The organism is Pseudomonas rhizozeae (assembly GCF_031583775.1).
GTDB lineage: Bacteria > Pseudomonadota > Gammaproteobacteria > Pseudomonadales > Pseudomonadaceae > Aquipseudomonas.
The window spans coordinates 86,411-106,465 of sequence record NZ_JAVLSB010000061.1 but is presented as its reverse complement, the minus strand read 5'-3'; the positions used below and the strand labels follow the sequence as shown (position 1 = coordinate 106,465).

At 60.8% G+C, this 20,055-nt stretch carries 23 protein-coding genes and 1 riboswitch; of the genes, 14 read left to right on the top strand and 9 right to left on the bottom strand.

Annotated features, from left to right (window positions below; genetic code table 11):
* Window positions 1-158 precede the first annotated feature (158 nt).
* Together RG836_RS22075 and hemH are read left to right on the top strand one after the other, a co-directional pair.
* Window positions 159-1,061: a TIGR01777 family oxidoreductase gene (locus RG836_RS22075; protein WP_310849551.1), complete on the top strand. Its 903-nt coding sequence runs from the start codon at window positions 159-161 to the stop codon at window positions 1,059-1,061.
* Between the two features lie 14 nt (window positions 1,062-1,075).
* Window positions 1,076-2,101: a ferrochelatase gene (gene hemH, locus RG836_RS22070; protein WP_310849550.1), complete on the top strand. Its 1,026-nt coding sequence runs from the start codon at window positions 1,076-1,078 to the stop codon at window positions 2,099-2,101.
* A gap of 101 nt (window positions 2,102-2,202) precedes the next feature.
* Here the strand turns inward: hemH and RG836_RS22065 are convergent, their stop codons facing one another.
* Together RG836_RS22065 and upp are read right to left on the bottom strand one after the other, a co-directional pair.
* Complete coding sequence (locus RG836_RS22065) at window positions 2,203-3,477, bottom strand: uracil-xanthine permease family protein (RefSeq protein WP_310849548.1); 1,275 nt, start codon at window positions 3,475-3,477, stop codon at window positions 2,203-2,205.
* Between the two features lie 2 nt (window positions 3,478-3,479).
* Entirely contained in the window at window positions 3,480-4,118 is a 639-nt protein-coding gene (upp, locus tag RG836_RS22060) for a uracil phosphoribosyltransferase (protein ID WP_310849547.1), read from the bottom strand.
* Between the two features lie 175 nt (window positions 4,119-4,293).
* On the opposite strand from upp, the gene RG836_RS22055 reads away from it, so the two are divergent.
* The 4 genes from RG836_RS22055 (at window position 4,294) to RG836_RS22040 (ending at window position 6,227) form a co-directional block, all read left to right on the top strand.
* On the top strand, window positions 4,294-4,851 hold the full coding sequence (locus RG836_RS22055) for a hypoxanthine-guanine phosphoribosyltransferase (protein WP_310849545.1): 558 nt from the start codon (window positions 4,294-4,296) through the stop codon (window positions 4,849-4,851).
* Between the two features lie 2 nt (window positions 4,852-4,853).
* Window positions 4,854-5,327: a WbuC family cupin fold metalloprotein gene (locus tag RG836_RS22050; protein ID WP_310849544.1), complete on the top strand. Its 474-nt coding sequence runs from the start codon at window positions 4,854-4,856 to the stop codon at window positions 5,325-5,327.
* Window positions 5,328-5,388: 61 nt separating this feature from the next.
* On the top strand, window positions 5,389-5,877 hold the full coding sequence (locus tag RG836_RS22045) for a hypothetical protein (RefSeq protein ID WP_310849542.1): 489 nt from the start codon (window positions 5,389-5,391) through the stop codon (window positions 5,875-5,877).
* A gap of 62 nt (window positions 5,878-5,939) precedes the next feature.
* Window positions 5,940-6,227, top strand: coding sequence for a PA4642 family protein (locus tag RG836_RS22040; RefSeq protein WP_310849540.1), 288 nt, complete (start codon window positions 5,940-5,942; stop codon window positions 6,225-6,227).
* A 121-nt stretch (window positions 6,228-6,348) separates the two neighbouring features.
* Here the strand turns inward: RG836_RS22040 and mqo are convergent, their stop codons facing one another.
* Both mqo and RG836_RS22030 read right to left on the bottom strand, forming a co-directional pair.
* Window positions 6,349-7,857: a malate dehydrogenase (quinone) gene (mqo, locus tag RG836_RS22035; RefSeq protein WP_310849539.1), complete on the bottom strand. Its 1,509-nt coding sequence runs from the start codon at window positions 7,855-7,857 to the stop codon at window positions 6,349-6,351.
* A gap of 733 nt (window positions 7,858-8,590) precedes the next feature.
* A complete protein-coding gene (locus RG836_RS22030; RefSeq protein ID WP_310849537.1) occupies window positions 8,591-8,824 on the bottom strand; it encodes a hypothetical protein in 234 nt (77 codons plus the stop codon).
* Window positions 8,825-9,016: 192 nt separating this feature from the next.
* On the opposite strand from RG836_RS22030, the gene RG836_RS22025 reads away from it, so the two are divergent.
* A complete protein-coding gene (locus tag RG836_RS22025; RefSeq protein ID WP_310849535.1) occupies window positions 9,017-9,601 on the top strand; it encodes a YajG family lipoprotein in 585 nt (194 codons plus the stop codon).
* A gap of 536 nt (window positions 9,602-10,137) precedes the next feature.
* Here RG836_RS22025 and RG836_RS22020 read toward each other — a convergent pair.
* Window positions 10,138-10,344, bottom strand: a complete 207-nt coding sequence (locus tag RG836_RS22020; RefSeq protein ID WP_310849533.1) for a hypothetical protein — start codon at window positions 10,342-10,344, stop codon at window positions 10,138-10,140.
* A 187-nt stretch (window positions 10,345-10,531) separates the two neighbouring features.
* Between RG836_RS22020 and RG836_RS22015 the strand changes: the two genes are divergently transcribed.
* Window positions 10,532-10,810 carry a hypothetical protein gene (locus tag RG836_RS22015; RefSeq protein ID WP_310849531.1) on the top strand — a complete coding sequence of 93 codons (279 nt, stop codon included), beginning with the start codon at window positions 10,532-10,534 and terminating at the stop codon, window positions 10,808-10,810.
* Between the two features lie 162 nt (window positions 10,811-10,972).
* On the opposite strand, the gene RG836_RS22010 is transcribed toward RG836_RS22015, so the two are convergent.
* The gene (locus tag RG836_RS22010) at window positions 10,973-12,136 is read right to left on the bottom strand and encodes a 1-acyl-sn-glycerol-3-phosphate acyltransferase (RefSeq protein ID WP_310849529.1); all 1,164 of its coding nucleotides are present in this window, start codon (window positions 12,134-12,136) and stop codon (window positions 10,973-10,975) included.
* Window positions 12,137-12,278: 142 nt separating this feature from the next.
* Between RG836_RS22010 and RG836_RS22005 the strand changes: the two genes are divergently transcribed.
* From RG836_RS22005 to RG836_RS21990, 4 genes are all read left to right on the top strand, one after another.
* Window positions 12,279-12,461 carry a CPXCG motif-containing cysteine-rich protein gene (locus RG836_RS22005; protein ID WP_310849528.1) on the top strand — a complete coding sequence of 61 codons (183 nt, stop codon included), beginning with the start codon at window positions 12,279-12,281 and terminating at the stop codon, window positions 12,459-12,461.
* 13 nt (window positions 12,462-12,474) lie between these two features.
* Window positions 12,475-12,735 (top strand): putative signal transducing protein, encoded by a 261-nt coding sequence (locus tag RG836_RS22000; protein ID WP_310849526.1) that lies wholly within the window; start codon window positions 12,475-12,477, stop codon window positions 12,733-12,735.
* A 35-nt stretch (window positions 12,736-12,770) separates the two neighbouring features.
* Complete coding sequence (locus RG836_RS21995) at window positions 12,771-13,391, top strand: SOS response-associated peptidase (protein ID WP_310849524.1); 621 nt, start codon at window positions 12,771-12,773, stop codon at window positions 13,389-13,391.
* Window positions 13,392-13,525: 134 nt separating this feature from the next.
* The gene (locus RG836_RS21990; RefSeq protein WP_310849522.1) at window positions 13,526-14,344 is read left to right on the top strand and encodes a M48 family metallopeptidase; all 819 of its coding nucleotides are present in this window, start codon (window positions 13,526-13,528) and stop codon (window positions 14,342-14,344) included.
* Window positions 14,345-14,461: 117 nt separating this feature from the next.
* Here the strand turns inward: RG836_RS21990 and RG836_RS21985 are convergent, their stop codons facing one another.
* The 3 genes from RG836_RS21985 to RG836_RS21975 all read right to left on the bottom strand — a co-directional run bounded on the left by RG836_RS21985 (window position 14,462) and on the right by RG836_RS21975 (window position 17,305).
* Complete coding sequence (locus RG836_RS21985; protein ID WP_310849520.1) at window positions 14,462-15,046, bottom strand: TMEM165/GDT1 family protein; 585 nt, start codon at window positions 15,044-15,046, stop codon at window positions 14,462-14,464.
* A gap of 86 nt (window positions 15,047-15,132) precedes the next feature.
* A riboswitch (yybP-ykoY riboswitch) is annotated at window positions 15,133-15,257 on the bottom strand.
* A gap of 50 nt (window positions 15,258-15,307) precedes the next feature.
* Window positions 15,308-16,306, bottom strand: a complete 999-nt coding sequence (locus RG836_RS21980) for a class I SAM-dependent methyltransferase (protein WP_310849518.1) — start codon at window positions 16,304-16,306, stop codon at window positions 15,308-15,310.
* A 33-nt stretch (window positions 16,307-16,339) separates the two neighbouring features.
* Window positions 16,340-17,305 (bottom strand): 2-hydroxyacid dehydrogenase, encoded by a 966-nt coding sequence (locus RG836_RS21975; protein WP_310849516.1) that lies wholly within the window; start codon window positions 17,303-17,305, stop codon window positions 16,340-16,342.
* A 91-nt stretch (window positions 17,306-17,396) separates the two neighbouring features.
* On the opposite strand from RG836_RS21975, the gene RG836_RS21970 reads away from it, so the two are divergent.
* Window positions 17,397-18,026, top strand: a complete 630-nt coding sequence (locus tag RG836_RS21970) for a LysE family translocator (protein ID WP_310849515.1) — start codon at window positions 17,397-17,399, stop codon at window positions 18,024-18,026.
* A 152-nt stretch (window positions 18,027-18,178) separates the two neighbouring features.
* Window positions 18,179-19,861 (top strand): fatty acid--CoA ligase, encoded by a 1,683-nt coding sequence (locus RG836_RS21965; protein ID WP_310849513.1) that lies wholly within the window; start codon window positions 18,179-18,181, stop codon window positions 19,859-19,861.
* The last annotated feature ends 194 nt before the right edge of the window (window positions 19,862-20,055 follow it).

Sequence of the window (20,055 nt, the reverse complement as noted above, 5' to 3'; positions counted from 1 at the left end):
GGTTTAAAGCTGTACAATATTGTTTTTTGGTATAACTTTCAGCGTTCTCGTTCTGACAGCTTGGCCTATTGTTATCAACAGAGCCTGCCCGATGCTAAAGATCCCTGTTTTAAAAATAGACTAGTGATCCGGGTAAAACGCCACGCGAGGAAGAAGTCATGCGCATATTGCTGACCGGCGGTACTGGTTTGATAGGACGTCAACTCTGCCGCCACTGGTTGAGCCAAGGCCATCAACTTACCGTCTGGAGTCGCCAACCGGAAAAAGTCGCCAAGGCGTGCGGCGCTTCGGTGCGGGGTATTGGCCGATTGCAGGACCTCGGCCAGGAGCCGATCGACGCCATCGTCAACCTGGCCGGTGCGCCGATTGCCGACCGGCCGTGGACGCACAAGCGCAAGGCCTTGCTTTGGAGCAGCCGGATCAAGCTCACGGAAGATCTGCTGGCCTGGTTGGAGACTCGCGAGCAGAAGCCTGCGGTGCTGATTTCCGGTTCGGCCATCGGCTGGTACGGCGATGGCGGTGAGCGCGAGCTGACCGAGCAATCGCCCTCGGGGATCGATGATTTCGCCAGCCAGTTGTGCATCGCCTGGGAAGAAACCGCCCAGCGTGCCGAAGGCCTGGGCATTCGCGTGGTGCTGATCCGCACCGGGCTGGTGCTGGCGGCCGAGGGCGGTTTTTTGTCGCGGCTGTTGCTGCCGTTCAAACTCGGCATGGGCGGGCGCATCGGCAGCGGTCGACAGTGGATGCCGTGGATTCACATCAATGACCAAATTGCCCTGATTGATTTTCTTCTGCACCGCGACGATGCCAGCGGTCCTTATAATGCCTGCGCGCCGAAACCGGTGCGCAACCAGCAGTTTGCCAAGACGCTGGGCGCGGTGCTGCACCGACCGACGTTTATGCCGATGCCGGCCTTCGCCCTGAAAGTCGGGCTCGGCGAATTGTCGTTGCTGTTACTGGGTGGGCAACGGGCGACTCCGGCTCGCTTGCTGGAAGCGGGCTTCACTTTCCAGTTCACTGATTTGCGCGCGGCCCTGGACGACTTGTCCGGCCGCCTCTAGAAATAGGACGTTGCATGACCGATCACGCATTGCTTCTGGTCAACCTGGGCTCGCCAGCCTCCACTTCGGTGGCGGACGTGCGCAGCTACCTCAATCAGTTTTTGATGGATCCTTACGTGATCGATCTTCCGTGGCCGGTGCGTCGTTTGCTGGTGTCGCTGATTCTGTACAAACGCCCGGAACAGTCGGCCTACGCCTATGCCTCGATCTGGTGGGAGGAGGGCTCGCCGCTGGTGGTGCTTAGCCGCCGCCTGCAACAGGCGATGACCTCGCAATGGACCCAGGGACCGGTAGAGCTGGCGATGCGTTATGGCGAGCCTTCAATCGAAATCAGGCTGACGCAGCTTGCGGCCCAGGGCCATAAGAAAATCACCCTGGCGCCGCTGTATCCGCAGTTCGCCGACAGCACCACCACCACCGTGATCGAAGAAGCCAAGCGTGTGCTGCGCGAAAAGAAGCTCGACGTGCAGTTGTCGGTGTTGCAGCCGTTCTACGATCAGCCCGAGTACCTCGATGCGTTGGTCGCCGTGAGCCGGCCGCATCTTGAGCAGGATTACGACCACTTGTTGCTGAGCTTCCACGGTTTGCCCGAGCGGCACCTGACCAAGCTCGATCCCACTGGCCAGCATTGCCTCAAGAATGAAGATTGCTGCAAGAACGCGTCGCCAGAGGTGCTTGCCACCTGTTATCGCGCTCAATGCCTGCGCACCGCGGCCCTGTTCGCCAAGCGCATGGGGCTGCCGGACGGCAAATGGTCGGTGTCGTTCCAGTCGCGGCTGGGGCGTGCGAAATGGATCGAACCCTACACCGAAGCGCGTCTGGATGAGCTTGGCAAAAGCGGCGCGAAGAAGATTCTGGTGATGTGCCCGGCGTTCGTTGCCGATTGCATCGAAACCCTGGAGGAGATCGGCGACCGCGGAGCAGCGCAGTTCCGTGAGGCGGGGGGCGAGGAGTTGGTGCTGGTGCCGTGCCTCAACGACGATCCGCAATGGGCCAAGGCGCTGGCGACCCTTTGCGAGAGAGCGCCGCTGGCGCTCTAACAGCTTCGCGAGCAGGCTCGCTCCCACAGTATTTCACTGGACTTGTGGGAGCGAGCCTGCTCGCGAAAGCTAACTAGAGGACAAACAATGAACGCCGGCCTTTAAAGCACCGGCTCATCCGCCTTCTTGTTTTTCCAGCCATCGTTGCCCGGCAGGATCAGGTTAAGCGCAATTGCGACCACCGCGCACAGCGCGATGCCTTTGAGACCGAAGTCATCCGGGCCGGTGCCAGTGCCGACCAGCACGCCGCCGATGCCGAACACCAGGGTCACCGAAACAATCACCAGGTTGCGCGCTTCGCCCAGATCGATCTTGTGGCGGATCAGGGTGTTCATGCCCACCGCCGCGATCGAACCGAACAACAGGCACAGGATCCCGCCCATTACCGGCACTGGAATGCTCTGCAACAACGCGCCGAACTTGCCAATGAATGCCAGGCTGATGGCAAAGATCGACGCCCAGGTCATGATTTTCGGGTTGTAGTTCTTGGTCAGCATCACCGCGCCGGTGACTTCGGCGTAAGTGGTGTTCGGTGGCCCGCCAAATAGCCCGGCGGCGGTGGTGGCGATGCCGTCACCGAACAGGGTGCGGTGCAGGCCAGGCTTCTTCAGGTAGTCGCGACCGGTCACGCTGCCGACCGCAATCACCCCGCCGATGTGCTCGATGGCCGGGGCCAGGGCCACCGGCACGATGAACAGAATCGCCTGCCAGTTGAATTCCGGCGCGGTGAAGGCGGGGATTGCGAACCACGGCGCGGCGGCAATTTTCGCGGTATCGACCACGCCGAAGTAGAACGCCATGCCGAAGCCCACCAGCACCCCGGAAATGATCGGCACCAGGCGGAAGATGCCTTTGCCGAACACTGCGACGATCAGCGTAGTCAGCAGCGCCGGCATCGAGATCAGCATCGCGGTTTGATAGTGGATCAGCTCGCTGCCGTCACCGGCCTTGCCCATCGCCATGTTGGCGGCAATCGGCGCCATGGCCAGGCCGATCGAGATGATCACCGGGCCGATGACGACCGGTGGCAGCAAACGGTCGATGAAACCGGTGCCTTTGATTTTCACCGCCAGGCCGAGGAAGGTGTAGACGAAACCTGCTGCCATCACGCCGCCCATGGTGGCCGCGAGGCCGAACTGGCCCTTGGCGAGGATGATCGGGGTGATGAAAGCGAAACTGGACGCCAGGAACACCGGCACCTGCCGCCCGGTGACGATCTGGAACAGAATCGTCCCGAGCCCGGCGGTGAACAGTGCGACGTTCGGGTCGAGGCCGGTGATCAGTGGCATCAGCACCAGTGCGCCGAAGGCCACGAACAACATCTGCGCACCTGACAGTACCGTGCGCCAGAGCGGATCGTTGAACTCATCCTGCATGCTCAAGCGTCCTTCTGCTTGGTGCCGAAGATCTTGTCGCCGGCATCGCCCAGGCCGGGAATGATGTAGCCGTGTTCGTTGAGTTTTTCATCGATGGACGCGGTGTAAATGGTCACGTCCGGGTGGGCTTTCTCCACGGCGGCGATGCCCTCGGGCGCCGCGACCAGCACCATGGCGCGAATATCACGGCAACCGGCCTTCTTCAGCAAGTCAATGGTGGCGACCATCGAACCGCCGGTGGCGAGCATCGGGTCGATGATCATCGCCAGGCGCTCGTTGATTTCCGGCACCAGTTTTTCCAGGTAGGTGTGGGCTTCCAGGGTTTGTTCGTTGCGAGCCACGCCGACGGCGCTGACCTTGGCGCCCGGGATCAGGCTGAGCACGCCTTCGAGCATGCCGATGCCGGCGCGCAGGATTGGCACCACGGTGATTTTCTTGCCGGCGATCTTCTCCACCGACACGGTGCCGCACCAGCCCTGGATATCGTAGGCTTCCAGCGGCAGGTCCTTGGTGGCTTCATAGGTCAGCAACGCACCGACTTCCTGAGCGAGCTCGCGGAAATTCTTGGTGCTGATGTCGGCGCGGCGCATAAGGCCAAGTTTATGACGGATCAGCGGGTGGCGGATCTCACGGATGGGCATAAGGAAAGGCTCCGGCGGCGGGCAAAAAAACCGCCCTAGATTAATCTATCCAAGGGTGTTGTCCTATAGACATACAGTACGTTAGTCCACAAACGCTTGATCTGGCCGGTGGGGATGCGTACCTTTGCCGGCTTTTCCGAACCCTCCCTGCCCCTAACCTTCCCTGGAGAGCGCCATGTCCGCTGATCTCGAGCATATCCGTCAAATCATGCGAGAGGCTGACTGCCTGTACACCGAAGCGGAAGTCGAAGCGGCCATTGCCCGCGTCGGTGCGCAAATCAACGAGCAACTGGCGGACAGCAACCCGGTGGTGTTCTGCGTGATGAACGGCGGGCTGATTTTCTCCGGCAAGCTGCTGACGCATCTGCACTTCCCGCTGGAGGCTTCCTACCTGCACGCCACCCGGTATCGCAATGAAACCAGCGGCGGCGACCTGTTCTGGAAGGCCAAGCCGGAAGTGTCGTTCATCGACCGCGACGTGCTGATCATCGACGACATCCTCGATGAAGGGCACACCCTGGGCGCGATTATCGACTTCTGCAAACATGCCGGCGCGCGCAAAGTGCACACCGCCGTGCTGATCGACAAAGACCACGACCGTAAGGCTCGTCCGGACCTCAAAGCCGATTTCGTCGGCTTGCCGTGCATCGACCGCTACATCTTCGGTTATGGCATGGACTACAAAGGCTACTGGCGCAACGCCAATGGGATCTACGCCGTTAAGGGGATGTAATAATGATGAAGCCCGGCTTTCTTGATCAAACCCTGTTCAGTGAATTGGCAGAGAAAGCCACGGCCAGTCCTCGAGGTCGCCAGCATCACAACTTCCATCAGATGGAAGATGCCTGCCATCGCATGGCTGTCGGGTTGCAGCCATCCACTTACATCCCGCCGCACCGCCACCTGGGCGAGAACAAGGCCGAGACCTTGCTGGTCCTCAAGGGGCGACTGGGGCTGTTGATCTTCAATGAAACCGGTACTGTGCAGGCTAAACACATTCTCCAGGCGGGCGGTGAATGCGTCGGTGTTGATTTGCCTACCGGCGTGTTTCATGGCCTGGTGGTGCTGGAGGACGATAGCCTTATCTTCGAGTGTAAGGCCGGCCCTTATCGCCCGGTCGGCGAAGGAGAGTTGGCCGATTGGGCGCCGCGTGAGGGTGAGGCCGGAGTGGCGAGTTATCACGCCTGGATGCGCGCTCAATTCGAGTGAATCGAAGTCGGCGGTGCAAGGTGTCGTGCTAGAGTGCCGGGCTCTGTTCCGGGAGCCCGTCATGAGCCTGTCGATTTGCCGCTGCGCCGCTTTGTTGATCGTCTTCAGCCTGCCGGCGGCCGCCATGGCCGCGCCTCCGATGCACGCACAGTTTCTGCCGCCGGATGACCTGACCTTGCGTCAGGAACAGCCCGAGCAACAGCAATTGCTGCAGATCACCGAGTACTCGGTAGTGATCGGCAGTCAGCGCCAGTCCAACCAGCAACCGATTCCCGTGACGTCGCCGACCCTGATCCGCCTCAAGGGCAAAGCCTTGAACAAAGGCGCGACCATCAGCCAGGTGCTGGTCAATTTCGACGGTGAAAGCAAAAGCCTGAAAAAACCGGTGTATGACGAATCGAGCAAGACCCTGACCCTGTACTACCCGCTGTCGCAGTACCGCTCGGTGATCGATTTGCTGCGCAACGAGTCGGTGTACTGCCAGTTCCTCAGTTATGCCAACGGCCACGTCTGGGCCGATCTGCACACTGGCAGCCAACGCGCGCGTTGAGCCGGACGCCGCGCGGGGGGTAAACTGCCCGCCCCGTGAATGACTGCGAGCTGGAGTCGGCAATGCGTAAAGACAAGAAGCAAGTGATTGGTGACGAGATCGGCGATGCGCAGATCAAACTGTTCCTCGATTTCGAACCCGTCGACGCCACTTCGCCGTCGCTGCACAAACTGATCAAGGCCTACCGTGGCCTGCGCATCGATGATTTCGAACGCTTCCTGACCTTTTTCGTCGAGGCCGGTTATGACCTGGATGGCAAGGATGAGCACGGCCAGACCTTCGTTGATCAGATCAAGGATCAGCGTAACGCCCCTGAATACATTGAGCTGATCGAGAAAGCGCGCGGCTGATCAGCCGGTTGCCTCATTCCCTGTGGCGAGGGAGCACGCTCCTTCGCCACAAATAGCTTTGCATGACGCATAAAAAACGCCCCGCTCTCAGTGAGAACGGGGCGTTTTTCTTAGGGCAGGATCACGCGTAGCTTTGGGTTTCGCTACTCGCTTCCACCAGTTCCAGCGCAACATTGTTCTGCGCGTTGATCTTGCGATACAGCGCCGCGTCGGTTTCGAGGGTTTTTTCCCGGGCCGGGAAAATTTCCTTCAACTTGGCAGCCCACTCGCCAGCGGCTTTGGCCGGGAAGCAGCGTTCGATCAGGTCGAGCATGATCGACACGGTCACCGAGGCGCCCGGGGAGGCGCCGAGCAGGGCGGCGAGGGAGCCGTCCTTGGCGGCCACCAGTTCCGTGCCAAATTGCAGCACGCCACCCTTTTTCGGGTCTTTCTTGATGATCTGCACCCGTTGGCCGGCCACTTCCAGGCGCCAGTCTTCGGCTTTCGCCTCCGGGTAGAAACGACGCAGGGATTCCAGGCGTTGCTCCATGGACTGCATCACTTCGCTGATCAGGTACTTGGTCAGGTCCATGTTGTCGCGGGCCACGGCCAGCATCGGGCCGATGTTGCCGGCACGCACCGACAGCGGCAGGTCCATCAGCGAGCCGTGCTTGAGGAATTTCGTGGTGAAACCGGCGTAAGGCCCGAACAGCAGGGATTTCTTACCGTCGACCACGCGGGTGTCCAGGTGCGGCACCGACATCGGCGGCGAACCCACGGCGGCCTGGCTGTAGACCTTGGCCTGGTGATGCTTGACCACTTCCGGATTGTCGCAACGCAGCCACTGGCCACTGACCGGGAAACCGCCGAAGCCTTTGCTTTCTTCGATGCCCGAGGCTTGCAGCAGCGGCAGGGCCGCGCCGCCGGCGCCGAGGAAGACGAACTTGGCGTCGACTTCACGGGTACTGCCGCTGTTGACGTCCTTGATGCTCACGGTCCAGCCGGCGCCGTTGCGCTTGAGGCCCGTCACGCGCTTGCAGTACTTGACCTGGGCATCGGGTGCGCTGGTCAGGTGCTTGAGCAGTTGATTGGTGAGGGCGCCGAAATTGACGTCGGTGCCGTTCATCACGCGGGTCGCGGCAATCACTTCATCCGCCGGGCGGCCCGGCATCATCAGTGGCATCCACTCGGCCATGGTGGCCTTGTCTTCGGTGTATTCCATGTCGGCGAAGGCGTGGTGCTTGCTCAGCACGTTAAAGCGTTCCTTGAGGAAGGACACGCCTTTGTCGCCTTGCACGAAGCTCAGGTGCGGCACCGGGCTGATGAAGGATTTGCTCGAGCCGAAGGTGCCTTTTTGGGTCAGGTACGACCAGAACTGCTTCGACACCTCGAACTGGGTGTTGATGTGCACGGCTTTCTTGATGTCGACGGTGCCATCGGCGGCCTGCGGCGTGTAGTTCAGCTCACACAGCCCGGCGTGGCCGGTACCGGCGTTGTTCCATGGGTTGGAACTTTCCGCGGCACCGGAATCCATCAGCTCGACGACTTCCAGCTTGATCGCGGGGTCGAGCTCTTTGAGCAGTACCGCCAGGGTGGCACTCATGATGCCAGCGCCTACCAGTACTACGTCGACTGCTTCGTTATGCGCCATTTAACGCGTCTCCAAAATCTGCAGCACCAAATTGTCGGCATGGCTGCCAGGCGTTCCGGGGCAGTTCGTGTTGGCCCAGGTCAGCTTCGCAGGATCGCCATGTCCGAATCTTCGCAATTTTTTGCAACTTCGACGGACGCTGCCGGCCGGGCTTATGAGTGCAATGAACTCATTTCAACACGCTGCTGGCAATTCGACTTATGGTCGAGACATCCGTTCGTGCAACCAAATCCGTAGCGGACAGGCTTCAGGCTCCCGTGTTCGAGACGTACGCGGTCCTGGGTCGATGGGCTGGTGTAGACACTGATGGTGCATGTTCAGACGCGAAACTTTTCATTTGCTCGCCACACTCTTGTGAAGTTGTGAAAACCCGTTTTTTTCACGCTCTTTTGAAGACGTGAACCTCAAAAAAGGGCTGTCCCAGCCTGGCACCGCGCCCGGAACACATGCCGCCGTGGCACGCACGACAGGCAAAACGGGCAGACAGCTCAGTGACCGAGCAAATGACAGCTCTGCAGATTCGCGAAAAGTGGTGATGTGCTCAGCAACAGCAAGCGCGCCAGCTTGACTCGATCTGGGTGGGCGGCTCTCTGTGGGGCGTGCGGGGTGCCAATACCTGGGTGTTGGCGATGCTGCGAGGCCCGATCAGGAGACGTCCTTATAATCGGGGGGAGATTGTAGCGAAGAAACGCAGGGAAATGGGTGTGTTTAATGACTTTTATTAGGCCTGCGGTCAGGTCATCAGCAACGGCTGCGCGGGTGAGCGGGCGGGACGCCGGACGGTGCGTGCGCTGAGCGGCAACGTCTGGTGCAGCCAGTTCAGGCGGATCTCCTCGATTTCCACCCAGCCTTCGCCCTTAGGGGGCTGGCTGCAGTGCTTGAAGGCCTGGCAGCGGCCCTGTGCATCCAGCCGCGCATAGTTGCGGTGACGAGGACGGCGAGTGAACAGCGACAGGAGGAAATGCATGGCAGCGTATCCGTTGGTGAATTCCAGCAAAGATTGGCAGGAGGCAATGACATGCAAGTGTATGGCTGGTGACAAAGCAGTGACAGGAACCGGTTTCCGAAGGTTTTGTCGGACATTTCAGCACTGGCTGGCAGACGAAGCGCACCGCTATACTGCCGGCCAGTTACTTGCCCGATTTCTGGAGAGAAGCGCATGTTGCAACGCCTGTTGTTCGGTTTGATCACTGTGACCAGTTTGACCCTGGTCGGCTGCGCCCACAGCCCGCAACAACTGAACCCGGAACCGAAGCTGACCACCCAGTTGGCGCCGGTCGGTCGTGGCCAGCCCGTAGTGGTGCGTGTGGTAGATGGCCGTCCGTCGCCAACCCTCGGTACCCGCGGTGGCCTGTACCCGGAGACGAGCGCGATCACCGTGCAGGGCGCGCAGATTCTGCCGAAGCTGCAGGCCCAGGCTGAAGCGGCGGTGCGTTTGCTGGGGTTCACCCCGACATCCGGCGCGTCCGGTGCGCCGCAATTGACGGTGACGCTGGCGGAGTTGAAGTACCAATCGCCGAAGGAAGGGATGTATGTGACCGAGGCTACGATTGGCGCGACGTTCCGTTCGGATGTGCAGAATGCTAATCGTCGTTACAGCGGACGTTATGGTGCGTCGCTGGATCAGCGGTTTGGCATGGCGCCGAATCAGGAGACCAACACCAAGCTGGTCAGTGATGTGTTGAGTGATGCGTTGACTCGGTTGTTCAAGGATCCGACGGTGGGGCAGATTCTGGCGGAGTGAGGTTTTTTTTGGATTTGGAGCCCGGCCATTGTGTCGGGCTTTTTTTTGGGTGATTGGGTGATTGGGTGGCGGGGGGGGTGTATATCCGTTGCTGTAGTAACGGCCACTTACGGTTTCGCCCTTACGGCGAGGCACTTTTGGCAAACGCCGGAGTGCCGGCCCAGCCCAAAGTACCCAAAAGGTCTGCCCCTGACGTACGGCCCCTCGCCTAGGCTCGGCGTACCTTCGCTCCGGCATTCATCCGGGGGCATTGCCCTCCGGTTGGCTTCGCTGCACCTCCATGCAATGAGCCCGACTGCGTCGTGCGGCGCTGCGCGCCAATCCCCGGATAAACGCCTCCACTCAGCCTCCCGACGGGGCGGGTGGATCAAAAGCGCGGCGAGCTACCGCTCGGCCTGATGGGTGTACACCGGTGTTAGGGATGTCCACATTAACTGTGGGAGCTGGCTTGCCAGCGATGACGGCCTGACAGCAACCAATCACTACCAGATGTACAACAATCCAAATATGGGAGCCTGCTCGCGAAGGCCCATCCCTCACGCCACTTGCGAGTAAAACTCGAGCACGCTCACTCCGGTCAGCAGATCGGCTTCGGGGAGGTCGTGATGTTGGTGCCCGCCAAGGGCGCAGTAGACCAGCCAGTGGCGGTCCTGGACGTTGAAGGCGAGGCTGCCGATCAGGGTTTGTTGTTCGTCGCTGGGGCTGATGAGGTAGAGGCGGTCCTGGTTTTCGGCATGCAGCATGGGGATTCCGTTCGCGGAGTGGGTGGTGGGGCGACAGAGTGGACTGTGCGGATGACGATCTCGTGAATCGCGCGATGATTGCGCCGAGAGGTCGTAATCGGTCGGAAAGTGTCCTCACTCGGGGATGCTTTGGTTAGAATCCGCGCCGCGGGTTTTCCGTTGTCCGCGTTATTTGCTGAGGTCTGTGATGTCGTTGCACCTGATTTCGCTGTTTACCGCCCATCCCGCCAAGCTGATTAATCTGCTGGCGCTGTTGTTGGCTTTTCCGGGCAGTTGGCTGCTGCACGCCACTCGCCGCCGCGAACAACGGGCGATGGCCAGTCTGGTAGAGCAGCGCGCGAGTCGTCCCAGCCAGGAGCCGACGCTGGACTGGGCGACGCTGCGCATGAACCGGTTTTTCTACCGCTTCGGCTTTGCCTGCCTTGGGCTGGCGCTGGTCGTGTCCTGGATCAGCACGCAATTCTGAAAGCGACAAAGCCCTGTGGCGAGGGAGCTTGCTCCCGCTGGGGCGCGCAGCGGCCCTGAACCTTTGTACTCGATGTCACTGGCCTGCCGAGCTCTCAGATGAGGGGCGGCTTCGCCACCCAGCGGCAGCAAGCTCCCTCGCCACAAAAAGCCGCCCACTCAGTTACAGCGGCAGGCCCGCTTTCACCCGGTATTGATTGCGCACCGGCGTGGCATATTGCAGCACCAAAAACGGTCGATGTTCTTCCGGGCACTCGGTGAGACGCCGTTGCCATTCTTCCTGGGCCTTGGCGAGTTCATCGGCGCCGAACACCTCGGCGGCCTTGGGCACCTGCAATTGCGGGTCGGCGTCGCTCCATTGGGCGTACGCCAGGTAGTGCACCGGGAACAGGCGGTAACCGCCGAGGATCTGCCGGTCCATTTCGATCGCCAATTGCTTGGTGTCTTCGAACAGTTCGGTGATCGGCGAGGCGAAATTCACGTGCACCCGGCCCTTGTAGCCGGTGATGCCCTTGGCGATGCTCACATCGTCTTCGCCAGGCGCTTTGCTGTAGGTCCCGGTGGTGGCGCGGATGTACAACTCGCGGGCCTTGGCCTGATCGCAGGGGTCATATTCATAGCTGATCGACACCGGAGTGAGGTTCAGCGACTGGATGACTTGGCCAAACGGCTCGTCCTTACGGCTCATGTGGAACATCTTGAGGATCGCCGACTCGGTACGGTCGTCGCCGTCCTTGGCCCGGCCTTCAGCCTGGGCGATCCAGATCGACGCGCAATCATGGCGAATCGAATGATTGATGTACGCCGAGAGCAACTGGTAGGCGGCCATTTTTTCCCGGCGGCCGGTGATCGAGCGATGCACGATAAAACTCTTGTTCAGGCGCATCAGGTCGCTGACGAAGGGCTTTTGCAGCAGGTTGTCGCCGATCGCGATGCGCGGGGTCGGCAGGCCGGCGTGGTACACCGCATAGTTGACGAAGGCCGGGTCCATCACGATGTCGCGGTGGTTGGCGATGAACAGGTAGGCGCTGCCGGACTTGAATTGCTCGACGCCGGTATAGGTCACGCCATCGGTGGCGCGCTCGATTGTGTGGTCGACGTAGAACTCGACCTTGTCCTGCAAAGTGGCCACCGAGGTCACGTCGGCGAACTCACGGCGCAGCCGATGCGCTATAAGGGGTTTGAGCATCCAGCCGAAGGCACCGGCGAAACGCGGGAAGCGGAAGTGGGTGAGGATATCTAGAAACGCCTTGTCGCCGAGCAGTCGCGCCAGCACCGCTGGGACTTCGCTGTCGTCGTAAGGTCGGATGGCATCGAATTCGCCCATCATGCTCTCTTGTTGGAAACGGCTAGGGTAAGTAAAGGTTTTGATCGAAAACCGGCGGGGCGGGGTCTGACACGTTACTCAGACGAAAATAGCCCTGCAAACAGACCGGCGATTATACGCACAAGTCACTTGGGAGACCGCGATGCTGGAAACCGCACTGTATGAATGTCCTTATTGTGGTGAAGAGGTGGAGACAACAGTCGATCTGTCCGCAGGCGATCAGTCCTATATCGAGGATTGCCAAGTGTGTTGCCGGCCGATCAACTTCGTTTTGCAGGTTGAAGGGGAAGAATGGCACCTCGAAGTGTTTAGCGAAAACGAGTGAAAAGGGGCATCCCATGCAGCGAATCTACGAACCGGAAAACCTGATGGAAGGTGAATTGCTGCAAGGCATGCTGGCCAGCGAAGGGGTGAAGGCGCACCTGGTGGGCCGCGATCTGCTCGGCGGCACCGGCGAACTGCCGGCGTGCGGGTTGCTGGGCCTGGCAGTCGATAACGACCAGGCGCAATACGCCCGGGAGTTGATCGCCGCCTACAATGACGCGCAGCCATTGCCCGGCGATGAACCGGAGAGCTTCCCTGGCACGCTGGTCTGTTAGGCTGGCGGCCGTTTGTTCAAGAGTCGTATTGCCCCATGTGTGGACGTTATGCCCTGTTCCGCTGGAATCCCGCTTTCGCGGCGCTGCCTGGTTTCCCCGTCGACCAGCAGGCGCAGTGGAATATTTCGCCGAATGATTCGGTGCTGATCCTGCGTGCCGACGCCGCCGGCCGCAATCTCGCCCGCGCCCGCTGGGGTCTGACCCCGCCGTGGCTGACGGACATGTCCAAGACCCCGGCCCATGCCCGCGCTGAAACCCTCGCCGAACAACCGATGTTTCGCCAGGCCTTCCGCGAGCGGCGCTGTTTATTGCCGGCCAACGGTTTCTACGAATGGCGTGGCGGCACGCGCAAGCGACCGTACTGGCTGACGCCAGGGGAGGGCTCGGCGCTGTTTTTCGCGGCGATCTGGGAAGCCTATCCGGTGCAGGAACAGGTCTGGCTGAGCACCGCGGTGGTCACGCAACCGGCCTCGAATCAGCGCCGGCCGTTGATCCTTGATGCCGCCGGACAAGAAGCCTGGCTTGATCCCGAGACGCCACTGCACACCTTGCAGGCGCTGCTCGCCAGCGAACCGGCCGCCTTGCGTGAACGGGTGCTGGCAAACATGGTCAATGATCCCAAGCTGAACGGCCCGGAGTGTTTGACGCCGGGCTAGGCTGACGATCATCAGTGGTTTTTTCCTACGGCGAATAGTGAAGCGTCTGAAATATGTTTCTGTGCATCTGTTGTTTCTGGCGCCGATGCCTTTCACCGCCTACGATACCCGGCATGTTTTCAGGGAGTTTCTGCATGAAAAAGACATTGGTTGTCGGCGCATTGAGCGCGGCAGTGCTGCTGGCAGGTTGCCAATCGGTAAATACCACAAGCGGCGGCGCAGTCGGCGTCGAGCGCAAGCAATACATGTTCAGCATGTTGTCGAGCCAGGAAGTCGATCAGATGTACGCCCAGTCTTATCAGAAGACCGTTGGCGAGGCATCGACCCAGGGCGTGCTGGACAAAACCAGTAATGACGCCAAGCGCATCCAGACCATCGCCAATCGCTTGATTGCCCAGGCGCCGAACTTCCGCCCGGACTCGGCGCAGTGGAAGTGGGAAGTCAATCTGATCAAGAGCGACGAGCTCAACGCCAACTGCGGGCCTGGCGGCAAGATCATTTTCTACACCGGGCTGATCGACAGCCTGAAACTCACCGACGATGAAATCGCCGCGGTCATGGGCCATGAAATCGCCCACGCCTTGCGCGAGCACGGTCGTGAGGCGATGTCCAAGGCCTACGGTATCGAAATGGCCAAGCAGGGCGCCGGTGCGTTGTTCGGTCTCGGCCAGGACAGCCTGGCGCTGGCAGACACCGTCGCCAACTACGGCATGACCTTGCCCAACAGTCGCAGCAACGAAAACGAGGCCGACTTGATTGGCCTGGAACTGGCGGCTCGCGCCGGTTACAACCCGAACGCCGCGATCACCTTGTGGAACAAGATGAGTAAAGCGTCGGAAGGCTCGCCGCCGGAGTTCATGAGCACTCACCCGGCCTCGACCAGCCGCATCGCCTCACTGGAAGCGGCGATCCCGAAAGTCATGCCGCTCTACGAAAAAGCCCCGAAATCCTAAGAGCGGGCTTTATGTGGCGAGGGAGCTTGCTCCCGCTCGAGTGCGAAGCGCTCGCCTGGTTTGCGGTCGCTTCTCGGTCAGGCGTCAGCAAACTTCCTCGCCACAGTCATCGCCTGGTCAAATCCACCCACTGCTCTGCATCGCCTTGTACACCGCCACGATCGCCAGGATGAAGAACGCCGAAGCGGCGAGGCGGCGGATCAGGGTCAGCGGCAGTTTGTCCGCGGCAAAGTTGCCGGCCAGGACCACCGGTACGTTGGCGATCAGCATGCCGGCGGTGGTGCCAATGATCACCAGCCATAACTCCGGGTATTGCGCGGCGAGCATCACCGTAGCGATCTGGGTCTTGTCGCCGATTTCCGCGAGGAAGAACGCGATCAGCGTGGTCAGGAAGGGCCCGAACTTGCGCGCGGTATTGGCTTCGTCGTCATCCATTTTGTCCGGCACCAGGGTCCACAAAGCCGTCGCGGCAAAGCTGACCGCGAGGATCCAGTGCAACATCGAATCCGAGAAGAAACTGCCGAACCAGGCACCCACCGCACCCGCCGCCGCGTGGTTGGCAAGGGTGGCCGCGACGATGCCGGCGATGATCGGCCAGGGTTTGCGAAAGCGGGCGGCAAGGATCAGCGCAAGCAGTTGCGTCTTGTCGCCGATTTCGGCCAGGGCAACGATCGCGGTGGGAATGAGCAGTGAATCCAGCATCAGGTTTCCTAAGGGGCGGGTCGACACGGCTATGACACGTACAACCTCCCCGCCCCGGGTAAGGTGTTCGTGTCATAGGTCTTGTCAAACCCTGCGATCCGTCTGATGCGGACGCTGGGGTCGCATACGCCATGGTCTGAGGACCAAGTATGTTGACGTATGCCGGACGAGCATGGCGCTCGTGGGAGACTACTCCCCTAGGACGGAGCGGATTCTGCCTAGGCAAATCCGATTGGGCAAGCCTCTTTTTTCAAAGTCCGGTCAGCCACGCTTGGCGCGGTAGATGCGAAAACCATTGCCCTCGGCCTTGATGGCACAGATGCCCAAGTGCTCTTCGATCAGCGGCTGATACTTCAGGAAGCTATTGGCAACCAGGCGAAGTTCGCCGCCGTTTTTCAGATGTTTAGCCGCTTTTCGTAGCAAGTTCTCGGTGGCGAAATAATCGGTGTGCACCCCGACATGGAACGGCGGATTGCTCAGGATCGCGCTCAAACCCATGGGCGCGGCGTCGATGCCGTCGCCGGTCATCACCTCGGCGTCCAGGCCATTGGCGGCCAGGGTCATGCGACTGCTCGCCGCAGCAAAGGCGTCGACATCCAACAGCGTGACCTGGTTATGTGGGTAGCGCCGTTTCACCGCCGCCCCCAATACCCCGGCACCGCAGCCGAAATCCAGCAAATGGCCGCTTGGCAGTTTATCCAGATGCTCCAGCAGCAGCGCACTGCCGCGATCCAGACGGCCATGGCTGAAGACGCCGGGCAGGCTGATGACTTTCAGCGGCCCTTCACTGAGTTCCAGCACATATTCCTGCGCAAGGCTTTCCAGCGACTTAGCCTGCGGAGCATTGGCCACGGTCACTTGCCAGAGCTGGCAATGGCGCGCGCTATCGAGCTTGCGCGGCTTGCCCAAGGGGTTCAATTGCTTGGCGGCGCCTTCGATGCCGCTGCGTTTTTCCCCGACCAGGTACAGCTCTTTGCCGGCCAGGCGCGAGGCCAGGGCATTGAGCAGGTAATCGGTCAGATCCTTGGACTTGGGCAAGAACACCACCGCGATGTCGAACGCTTGTTCAGGCGCAGTCACGCCAAACTGGCTGCGCTCGGGGAAGCGTGCGTCGATGGCGGCCTGGTCGCCGGCATGCCAGCACCAGCCATAGGCCTCGGGCAGGCGGCCGAGCAAATCGTCGGCGGGCAAACCGGCCAACAGCACCGCGCCCTGAAATAACTCGGCCTGACGAAGCAGTACTTCACTGCGCGGGTCCATGTGCTGCTCCTTGAAAAAAAGTGCGGCAGTTTATCAACTGACGACCCGCAGCGCTGTACCGCTGAAAAAGCCCAGGGCGTTTTCCGTCACTTGACCGACGATGCGTTGCCGCGCTTCGCGGCTGCCCCAGGCGTTGTGCGGGGTGACGATCAAGCGCGGAATGTCGGCAGCCAGCAGCGGATTGCCCTGGGTCGGTGGCTCGACGCTCAGGACATCGGTCGCCGCGCCACCGAGCTGGCCGCCACGCAAGGCATCGGCCAGGGCTTGTTCGTCGATCAAGCCGCCACGGGCGGTGTTGACCACGAATGCGCCGGGCTTCATCGAAGCCAGCTCGCGGGCGCCGATGAAGTGACGGGTGTGCTCGTTGAGCGGGCAGTGCAGGGTCAGCGCGTCAACTTGCGGCAGCAATTCGGCCAGCGGCAAACGGTCCGGGCGGGCAGGGCGGCCGGGAATTTGCCCCAGCAGCACGCGCATGCCGAAGGCTTCGGCCAGCCGCGCGACCGCGCCGCCCAACTCGCCATGACCGAGCAGGCCGAGGGTTTTACCTTCCAGCTCAACGATCGGGTAATCCAGCAGGCAGAATTGCTTGGCTTGCTGCCAGCGACCTTCGCTCACCGCTTTCTGGTAATCGGCCAGGCGTGTAGCCAGGTTCAGCAGCAGCATGATCGTGTGCTGTGCCACCGATGGCGTGCCGTAGCCCTGGCAATTGCACACGGTGATGCCGTGGGCGCGGGCGGCGGCCAGGTCAACGTTGTTGGTCCCGGTGGCGGTGATCAGGATCAGCTTGAGCTCGGGGCTGGCGGCGATCGCGGCCGCGTCGATCATGATCTTGTTGGTGATGGCCACCTGCGCGCCTTTCAAGTGCTCGATGACGTGCTCGGGCAGGGTCTGGCTGAACAGCTGCAACTCACCGAAACAGGCCTGCAGCGGACTGAGGTCAAGGTCGCCGAGGTCCAGGGACGGGTGGTCGAGAAATACCGCGCGGCGCGAGTTCGTCATCAGCTGTACCTTTTTTGCGTGGAAGTGAAGGCGTAATCTGCCGAGCCTACCAGATGAAACAAGTAGTTACGCTTGGCCTTTAGGAGCCCTCATGTACCTGACAGAGTTCTTGACCGTTGCCCTGATTCATTTGCTCGCGGTCGCCAGCCCCGGCCCGGACTTCGCCGTGGTGGTGCGCGAGAGCGTGACCCACGGTCGCCGCGCCGGCACCTGGACAGCACTGGGCGTCGGCTCGGCAATTTTCCTGCATGTGGGCTATTCGTTGCTGGGCATCGGTTTGATCGTGTCGCAATCGATCATGCTGTTCAACGCCTTGAAATGGGCGGCGGCGGCTTATCTGCTGTTCATCGGCTTCAAGGCCCTGCGTGCGAAACCGGCGAAGGCGGTGGAGGACGATCTGCACAAGGAAGCTGGCGAGCGCACGCCTCGCGGCGCCTTCACCGCCGGTTTCGTCACCAATGGTCTCAACCCGAAAGCCACGCTGTTTTTCCTCTCGCTGTTCACTGTGGTCATCAATCCGCACACGCCGCTGTCGATCCAGGCGGGCTACGGCGTTTACCTGGCCGTGGCCACGGCGATCTGGTTCTGCCTGGTGGCTCTGTTGTTCAGCCAGCGTCGGGTACGCGCCGGTTTTGCGCGGATGGGCCATTGGTTCGATCGAGTGATGGGCGTCGTGTTGATTGCCATTGGCCTCAAGCTGGCCTTCTCCGAGATGAAATGAGCACCTGAATCGCAAAACACCCCGCAAATGCTGGCCTCAAGCTAGCATTTGCAACCTTCTGCAAATCATTCCTTTGGCTGATTTGGCGCGCAAGCTACGGCTCTAAAGTGCTTAGCTTTCAGCCACGACCGTGCAGTCAAAAAGGGATTCTTATGTTGCAGACTCGCGTTATCCCCCCCGCCGAAGGTGCTTACCAGTATCCGCTGCTGATCAAGCGACTGCTGTTGTCCGGTGCCCGCTACGAAAAAACCCGGGAGATCATTTATCGCGACCAGTTGCGCTACAGCTATCCAACGTTGATCGAGCGGGTCGCCCGCCTGGCCAATGTGCTGAGCGCCGCCGGGGTCAAGGCCGGTGACACCGTGGCGGTGATGGACTGGGACAGCCATCGTTACCTGGAATGCATGTTCGCCATCCCGATGATCGGCGCGGTGATTCACACCATCAACGTGCGCCTCTCGCCGGAGCAGATCGTCTACACCATGAACCACGCCGAGGACCGCTTCGTGCTGGTCAACAGTGAGTTCGTCGGTTTGTATCAGGCGATTGCCGGGCACCTGACCACGGTCGAGAAAACCCTGCTGCTCACCGACCTGCCGGAAAAAACTGCCGACCTGCCGAACCTCGTGGGGGAATACGAAGAACTGTTGGCCGCCGCCAGCGCGCAGTACGACTTCCAGGACTTCGACGAGCACTCGGTCGCCACGACCTTCTACACCACGGGCACCACCGGTAACCCTAAAGGTGTGTATTTCACCCATCGGCAACTGGTGCTGCACACCATAGGCGTGGCGACGATCATGGGCGCCATCGACAGCGTGCGGCTGTTGGGCACCAACGACGTTTACATGCCGATCACCCCGATGTTCCACGTGCACGCCTGGGGTCTGCCCTATGTGGCGACCATGCTTGGGCTCAAACAGGTCTATCCCGGCCGCTACGATCCTGAATACCTGGTGGAGCTGTGGCGCAAGGAAAAGGTCACCTTCTCCCATTGCGTGCCCACCATCCTGCAGATGTTGCTTAACGCCAAGGGTGCGCAGAACGTTGATTTCGGCGGCTGGAAGATCGTCATCGGCGGCAGTGCCCTCAATCGCACGCTGTACGAGGCGGCAAAGGCCAAGGGCATTCAATTGACCGCTGCCTACGGCATGTCGGAAACCGGGCCGCTGGTGTCTTGCGCGCACCTCAACGAAGAGCTGATGGCCGGCACCGAAGACGAACGCACCACTTATCGGATCAAGGCCGGCGTGCCGGGGCCGCTGGTGGAAGCGGCGATCATCGACGCCGAGGGCAATTTCCTCCCGGCCGACGGCGAGTCTCAGGGCGAACTGGTGCTGCGCGCGCCATGGTTGTCCGAGGGGTATTTCAACGAGCCGGAGAAGGGCAAGGAGCTGTGGGCCGGGGGCTGGCTGCACACTGGCGACGTGGCGACCCTCGACAGCATGGGGGTGATCGACATCCGTGATCGCATCAAGGACGTGATCAAGACTGGCGGCGAGTGGATCTCCTCGCTGGACCTCGAAGACCTCATCAGCCGCCATGCAGCGGTACGCGAAGTAGCAGTGGTGGGCATCCCTGATCCGCAGTGGGGCGAGCGTCCTTTTGCCCTGCTGGTGATCCGCGAAGGCCACGCCATCGGGGCCAAGGAACTCAAGGAGCACCTCAAGCCGTTCGTCGAACAGGGGCACCTGAGCAAGTGGGCGATCCCGAGTCAGATCGCCCTTGTTACGGAAATTCCCAAGACCAGTGTCGGCAAGCTCGACAAGAAGCGAATCCGCGTCGATATCACCGAATGGCAGAGTAACAACAGTACCTTCCTGTCGACGCTTTAAGCCCCTCGCGGCGTGCCTGAAAAGGCACGCCAGCCCCACCAAGCAAGCGCTTGGCTTGTGAAATCCGAATTTTCAGCCATCCTTGCCCTGCCGACATGCGTCGGACTGGCGAAAGGACTGTTCCAGAGTGGTCGGCGGCTGCAAATCACACTTTAGAGGGATCAAGCAGTACAACCCGCTGGCTATAGTCCGCT

Excerpts from the sequence above, each read along its gene's own strand:
- RG836_RS22075 (WP_310849551.1), top strand. The coding sequence starts at position 159 with ATGCGCATATTGCTGACCGGCGGTACTGGTTTGATAGGACGTCAACTC.
- hemH (WP_310849550.1), top strand. The coding sequence starts at position 1,076 with ATGACCGATCACGCATTGCTTCTGGTCAACCTGGGCTCGCCAGCCTCC.
- RG836_RS22065 (WP_310849548.1), bottom strand. The coding sequence starts at position 3,477 with ATGCAGGATGAGTTCAACGATCCGCTCTGGCGCACGGTACTGTCAGGT.
- upp (WP_310849547.1), bottom strand. The coding sequence starts at position 4,118 with ATGCCCATCCGTGAGATCCGCCACCCGCTGATCCGTCATAAACTTGGC.
- RG836_RS22055 (WP_310849545.1), top strand. The coding sequence starts at position 4,294 with ATGTCCGCTGATCTCGAGCATATCCGTCAAATCATGCGAGAGGCTGAC.
- RG836_RS22050 (WP_310849544.1), top strand. The coding sequence starts at position 4,854 with ATGATGAAGCCCGGCTTTCTTGATCAAACCCTGTTCAGTGAATTGGCA.
- RG836_RS22045 (WP_310849542.1), top strand. The coding sequence starts at position 5,389 with ATGAGCCTGTCGATTTGCCGCTGCGCCGCTTTGTTGATCGTCTTCAGC.
- RG836_RS22040 (WP_310849540.1), top strand. The coding sequence starts at position 5,940 with ATGCGTAAAGACAAGAAGCAAGTGATTGGTGACGAGATCGGCGATGCG.
- mqo (WP_310849539.1), bottom strand. The coding sequence starts at position 7,857 with ATGGCGCATAACGAAGCAGTCGACGTAGTACTGGTAGGCGCTGGCATC.
- RG836_RS22030 (WP_310849537.1), bottom strand. The coding sequence starts at position 8,824 with ATGCATTTCCTCCTGTCGCTGTTCACTCGCCGTCCTCGTCACCGCAAC.
- RG836_RS22025 (WP_310849535.1), top strand. The coding sequence starts at position 9,017 with ATGTTGCAACGCCTGTTGTTCGGTTTGATCACTGTGACCAGTTTGACC.
- RG836_RS22020 (WP_310849533.1), bottom strand. The coding sequence starts at position 10,344 with ATGCTGCATGCCGAAAACCAGGACCGCCTCTACCTCATCAGCCCCAGC.
- RG836_RS22015 (WP_310849531.1), top strand. The coding sequence starts at position 10,532 with ATGTCGTTGCACCTGATTTCGCTGTTTACCGCCCATCCCGCCAAGCTG.
- RG836_RS22010 (WP_310849529.1), bottom strand. The coding sequence starts at position 12,136 with ATGGGCGAATTCGATGCCATCCGACCTTACGACGACAGCGAAGTCCCA.
- RG836_RS22005 (WP_310849528.1), top strand. The coding sequence starts at position 12,279 with ATGCTGGAAACCGCACTGTATGAATGTCCTTATTGTGGTGAAGAGGTG.
- RG836_RS22000 (WP_310849526.1), top strand. The coding sequence starts at position 12,475 with ATGCAGCGAATCTACGAACCGGAAAACCTGATGGAAGGTGAATTGCTG.
- RG836_RS21995 (WP_310849524.1), top strand. The coding sequence starts at position 12,771 with ATGTGTGGACGTTATGCCCTGTTCCGCTGGAATCCCGCTTTCGCGGCG.
- RG836_RS21990 (WP_310849522.1), top strand. The coding sequence starts at position 13,526 with ATGAAAAAGACATTGGTTGTCGGCGCATTGAGCGCGGCAGTGCTGCTG.
- RG836_RS21985 (WP_310849520.1), bottom strand. The coding sequence starts at position 15,046 with ATGCTGGATTCACTGCTCATTCCCACCGCGATCGTTGCCCTGGCCGAA.
- RG836_RS21980 (WP_310849518.1), bottom strand. The coding sequence starts at position 16,306 with ATGGACCCGCGCAGTGAAGTACTGCTTCGTCAGGCCGAGTTATTTCAG.
- RG836_RS21975 (WP_310849516.1), bottom strand. The coding sequence starts at position 17,305 with ATGACGAACTCGCGCCGCGCGGTATTTCTCGACCACCCGTCCCTGGAC.
- RG836_RS21970 (WP_310849515.1), top strand. The coding sequence starts at position 17,397 with ATGTACCTGACAGAGTTCTTGACCGTTGCCCTGATTCATTTGCTCGCG.
- RG836_RS21965 (WP_310849513.1), top strand. The coding sequence starts at position 18,179 with ATGTTGCAGACTCGCGTTATCCCCCCCGCCGAAGGTGCTTACCAGTAT.